The following is a 5905-nucleotide window of genomic DNA, read 5'->3' as shown; positions in this document are numbered from 1 at the left end:
AAATAACTAAAATAACTAGCAATAAAAATAAATATAGGATTGTATATAAAGTAAGAATAATAAGAATTAACAAGTCCGCAATGAGCTACTTTCCCCCTGCCAGTAAGGCGTAGTATCATCACCCACGATGTGCTTAGCTTCTTGGTTCGGGATGGAGCAAGGCGTCTCCACATCTGTATAATCACGGACATTGTTATTTAAATATTCTATTTAATATAGCATAATAAAAACAATCAATAAGATTTAAACATAAAAATCATTTTTATTTTAACTTTCATCTTATTCTTATATTTAGATGTTTTATTGAACTAAATACTTTATTGTTTCATTTTAGAATACTTAAAAAACAATGTTAAGAGCAAGTTCTAATATAAACTTTACTTATAAGATTTTATAAACTTAAGAATGTAATTTTTATATAAATATTTCATATAAAAACACTCAAAGCTTTATTAAAAACCTTAACAAGGAAGTGATGCTTAAATAAGATAAGCCAAACGCTCTATTAGTACTGGTCAGCTAAAGGACTTTCATCCATTACACACCCAGCCTATCAAACTAGTAGTCTTCTAGAGAGCTTAGAGAAGATTCATCTTAGAGTTGGCTTCACGCTTAGATGCTTTCAGCGTTTATCCGTTCCAAACTTAGCTACGCTGCGATGCTCTTGGCAGAACAACAGCTACACCAGTGGTTTGTTCAACCCGGTCCTCTCGTACTAGGGTCAAATCTCTTCAATCTTCTTACGCCCACGGCAGATAGGGACCGAACTGTCTCACGACGTTCTGAACCCAGCTCGCGTACCGCTTTAAATGGCGAACAGCCATACCCTTGGGACCTGCTCCAGCCCCAGGATGCGATGAGCCGACATCGAGGTGCCAAACCTCCCCGTCGATGTGAGCTCTTGGGGGAGATCAGCCTGTTATCCCCGGGGTACCTTTTATCCTTTGAGCGATGGCCCTTCCACACAGAACCACCGGATCACTAAGACCGACTTTCGTCTCTGCTTGACTTGTATGTCTTGCAGTTAAGCTGGCTTATACCTTTATACTCTACGAACGATTTCCAACCGTTCTGAGCCAACCTTTGTAAGCCTCCGTTATTATTTGGGAGGCGACCGCCCCAGTCAAACTACCCACCAGACATTGTCCCACTTGAGGATAACTCAAGCTAGTTAGCTACCCAAATAAGAAAGAGTGGTATCTCAACAACGGCTCATATACAACTGGCGTCATATACTCAAAGCCTCCCACCTATCCTGCACATTCTTATCCAAATAGCAGTGTCAAGCTGTAGTAAAGGTCCACGGGGTCTTTCCGTCTTGCCGCGGGTAGGAGGAATTTTCACCTCCACTACAATTTCACTGGATCCCTCTTTGAGACAGCTCCCATCTCGTTACGCCATTCATGCAGGTCGGTATTTAACCGACAAGGAATTTCGCTACCTTAGGACCGTTATAGTTACGGCCGCCGTTTACTCGGGCTTCGATCAAGAGCTTCGCTAATGCTAACCCCATCAATTAACCTTCGAGCACCGGGCAGGCGTCACACCCTATACATCCTCTTACGAGTTAGCAGAGTGCTGTGTTTTTGGTAAACAGTCGGGAGGGACTCTTTGTTGTAAGTTTCTTCGCTTTCGGAGTAAATCCTAATACGAAGCGAACCACACCTTATACCGAAGATACGGTGCTATTTTGCAGAGTTCCTTAAAGAGAGTTCTTCCACGCGCCTTAGAATACTCATCCCACCCACCTGTGTCGGTTTACGGTACGGGCAACATTAGCTAAACTTAGAAACTTTTCTTGGCTCGACGGCATCAGCAATTCTCCTCGCTGTCCGAAGACTTTGAAGAGCCTTTCAGTTCTCGGAGTATTGTTATACGGATTTGCCTATATAACCTCCTACGACCTTAGACTAGCACTTCCATCCGCTAGCTTGCTTAGCCCTAAGCGTCCTTCCATCGCACACTAATGTTGGTATTGGAATATTAACCAATTTGCCATCGTCTACCCCTTTCGGACTCGACTTAGGACCCGACTAACCCTACGATGACGAGCATCGCGTAGGAAACCTTGGGTTTACGGCGTTAATGATTCTCACATTAATTATCGCTACTCATGCCTGCATGCTCACTTCTATTCGCTCCAGCACTCCTTACCGGTATACCTTCGGCGCAAATAGAACGCTCTCCTACCACTTGATAAAATCAAGTCTACAGCTTCGGTACTTACTTTAGCCCCGTTATATTTTCCGCGCAAAATCACTAGACCAGTGAGCTATTACGCTTTCTTTAAAGGATGGCTGCTTCTAAGCCAACCTCCTGGTTGTTTAAGTAACTTCACATCGTTTTCCACTTAAGTAAGATTTAGGGACCTTAGCTGGTAGTCTGGGTTGTTTCCCTCTTGACGACGGATTTTATCACTCGCCGCCTGACTGCTGTGATTACATATAAGGTATTCGGAGTTTGATAGGGTTTGGTACATTGGTGTATGCCCTAGCCCATTCAGTGCTCTACCCCCTTATACTACGACACAACGCTATACCTAAATATATTTCGGAGAGAACCAGCTATCACGAAGTTTGATTGGCCTTTCACCCCTATCCACAAGTCATCCGGGGGCTTTTCAACGCCTATCGGTTCAGTCCTCCACTAGTTCTTACACTAGCTTCAACTTGCTCATGGATAGATCACTTCGTTTCGGGTCTGCAGCATCTGACTTAAGCGCCCTATTCAGACTCGCTTTCGCTACGGCTTCGCGTGTGCTTAACCTTGCCAGACACCACAACTCGCAGGCTCATTATGCAAAAGGCAGTCCATCACACTGTATTGCTACATAGTGCTCTGAATGATTGTAAGCAAATGGTTTCAGGTTCTATTTCACTCTGATCACCTCAGTTCTTTTCACCTTTCCCTCACGGTACTTGTGCACTATCGGTCTGGTAGTAGTATTTAGGGTTGGATCGTGGTCGACCCAGCTTCAGACAGGATTCCTCGTGTCCCGCCCTACTCAGGATACTGCTAGCTAAGGTTTGGTTTTCGTATACGGGACTATCACCCTCTATGGCTACACTTTCCAGAGTGTTCTACTAACCTTACCTATTGCACATTGCAGTCCTACAACCCCCAGTGCAAGCACTGGGTTTGCCCTCTTGCGCTTTCGCTCGCCGCTACTGACGCAATCTCTATTGATTTCTTTTCCTGTAGGTACTAAGATGTTTCAATTCCCTACGTTCGCTCCATTATGGTAGTATATATCTCTATATACTGGGTTGCCCCATTCGGAAATCTACGGATCAAAGCTTCTTGACAGCTCCCCGTAGCTTATCGCAGTCTAGTACGTCCTTCATCGCCTTTACCAGCCAAGGCATCCACCATTCGCTCTTAATAGCTTACCTTTTAAATTCATTCTAAAACGCATCACTTCCTTGTTAAAGTTTTTATGATAATACTTTACTATCTTAAGACGGAAAGCATTTAAACACTTAATAAAACTAAAAATATTAGTCTAACTAAGTTGTGAGTTTAAAACTTGTCTTTAACTAAAAGCTAAAGAAAAGATAGTTAGGTTTTATCCTTTAACAAGTCCTGTAAAATTGTTTTTATTAAAACTTGCTTGTGACTCTTAACAATGATAATTCAAATAACATTAAATAACTAATCTAATATATAAAATATTCTATTATTTATTTAGCTTAGGTCTTAAAACCTAAAGGAAGTATATATAAAGAGTTTAAATAATTTAAAAACATAAGTAATAAAGTATTTTACTTTACTTATTACTTTATATTAGCTATATACTTGCTTTAAGTTTTAAAACTTTATTATATGATTGATAAACAAATCTTTTTTATGGTGGGCCTAACAAGACTTGAACTTGTGACCTCACCCTTATCAGGGGTGCACTCTAACCAGCTGAGCTATAGGCCCTTAATAAATGGTGGAGAATAGCGGGATCGAACCGCTGACCTCCTGCGTGCAAAGCAGGCGCTCTCCCAGCTGAGCTAATTCCCCAAAATTAGCTTTTCATCAATCTTTGAAATCTAAACAAGGATGATTGAGTCTATATATGAACTGATAGTTGTGAGACTTATCAGTTTGTACTCTAGAAAGGAGGTGATCCAACCGCAGGTTCTCCTACGGTTACCTTGTTACGACTTCACCCCAGTCGCTGATTCCACTGTGGACGGTAACTAGTTTAGTATTCCGGCTTCGAGTGAAATCAACTCCCATGGTGTGACGGGCGGTGAGTACAAGACCCGGGAACGTATTCACCGTAGCATGGCTGATCTACGATTACTAGCGATTCCGGCTTCATGCTCTCGAGTTGCAGAGAACAATCCGAACTGGGACATATTTTATAGATTTGCTCCACCTCGCGGTATTGCGTCTCATTGTATATGCCATTGTAGCACGTGTGTCGCCCTGGGCATAAGGGCCATGATGACTTGACGTCGTCCACACCTTCCTCCTCCTTACGAAGGCAGTCTATTTAGAGTGCTCGGCCAAACCGTTAGCAACTAAATACGTGGGTTGCGCTCGTTGCGGGACTTAACCCAACATCTCACGACACGAGCTGACGACAGCCGTGCAGCACCTGTCTCTAAGTTCTAGCAAGCTAGCACCCTCTTATCTCTAAGAGGTTCTTAGGATATCAAGCCCAGGTAAGGTTCTTCGCGTATCTTCGAATTAAACCACATGCTCCACCGCTTGTGCGGGTCCCCGTCTATTCCTTTGAGTTTTAATCTTGCGACCGTACTCCCCAGGCGGTACACTTAATGCGTTAGCTGCATTACTGAGATGACTAGCACCCCAACAACTAGTGTACATCGTTTAGGGCGTGGACTACCAGGGTATCTAATCCTGTTTGCTCCCCACGCTTTCGCGCCTTAGCGTCAGTTAAGTTCCAGCAGATCGCCTTCGCAATGGGTATTCTTGGTGATATCTACGGATTTTACCCCTACACCACCAATTCCATCTGCCTCTCCCTCACTCTAGACTACCAGTTTCCCAAGCAGTTCAACGGTTAAGCCGTTGGATTTCACAAGAGACTTGATAATCCGCCTACGCGCCCTTTACGCCCAGTGATTCCGAGTAACGCTTGCACCCTCCGTATTACCGCGGCTGCTGGCACGGAGTTAGCCGGTGCTTATTCCTTAGGTACCGTCAGAATTCTTCCCTAAGAAAAGGAGTTTACGCTCCGAAAAGTGTCATCCTCCACGCGGCGTTGCTGCGTCAGGGTTTCCCCCATTGCGCAATATTCCCTACTGCTGCCTCCCGTAGGAGTCTGGACCGTGTCTCAGTTCCAGTGTGACTGATCATCCTCTCAGACCAGTTAAGCGTCATAGCCTTGGTGAGCCATTACCTCACCAACTAGCTGATACTATATAGTCTCATCCTACACCGAAAAACTTTCCCTACTCAACTTATGTTAAGCAGGAGTATAGAGTATTAGCAGTCGTTTCCAACTGTTGTCCTCTTGTGTAGGGCAGATTAACTATACCTTACTCACCCGTGCGCCACTAATCCACTTCTAGCAAGCTAAAAGCTTCATCGTTCGACTTGCATGTATTAGGCACGCCGCCAGCGTTCACTCTGAGCCAGGATCAAACTCTCCATAAAAAATATAGATAGTTTAATCTTTTTCTTCAAAGAAAAAGTATTTTAAAGATTAATAAAATAATCTTTAATTATTAATTGATAGATTTACATTATTAAGGTAAATCTCTGGCTCAATCGATCACTTATTTAGATTTCAAAGATTGACTATAAGATTTGATTAACAATATTAATAATTTAAAGAACAAATATTAAAAATTAAGATAAAAATCTTAAGTTTTTTAAATCCCTTTTATTTGAAAAGGAAATGAAATTATAGCAGTAAAAGCTTAAAGTTTTATTAAAATTGGGA

General features: G+C 42.6%; 2 tRNA genes and 3 rRNA genes. All 5 read right to left on the bottom strand.

Going from position 1 to position 5905, the window contains the following annotated elements:
- Positions 1–72: 72 nt before the first annotated feature.
- Positions 73–189, bottom strand: a 5S ribosomal RNA gene (gene rrf / locus L8W40_RS07925).
- Between the two features lie 295 nt (positions 190–484).
- A 23S ribosomal RNA gene (locus L8W40_RS07920) occupies positions 485–3392 on the bottom strand.
- A 455-nt stretch (positions 3393–3847) separates the two neighbouring features.
- Positions 3848–3924, bottom strand: a tRNA-Ile gene (locus L8W40_RS07915).
- Positions 3925–3932: 8 nt separating this feature from the next.
- A tRNA-Ala gene (locus L8W40_RS07910) sits at positions 3933–4008 on the bottom strand.
- Positions 4009–4103: 95 nt separating this feature from the next.
- Positions 4104–5616, bottom strand: a 16S ribosomal RNA gene (locus L8W40_RS07905).
- Together the 16S, 23S and 5S rRNA genes with 2 tRNA genes alongside form the textbook arrangement of a ribosomal RNA operon.
- Positions 5617–5905 lie beyond the last annotated feature (289 nt).

The sequence above is a fragment of the Campylobacter sp. IFREMER_LSEM_CL1846 genome (assembly GCF_025772105.1).
Classification (GTDB): Bacteria; Campylobacterota; Campylobacteria; order Campylobacterales; family Campylobacteraceae; genus Campylobacter_D; species Campylobacter_D lari_D.
The sequence above is the reverse complement of the archived record's forward strand: the minus strand, read 5'-3'. Positions and strand labels throughout refer to the sequence as shown.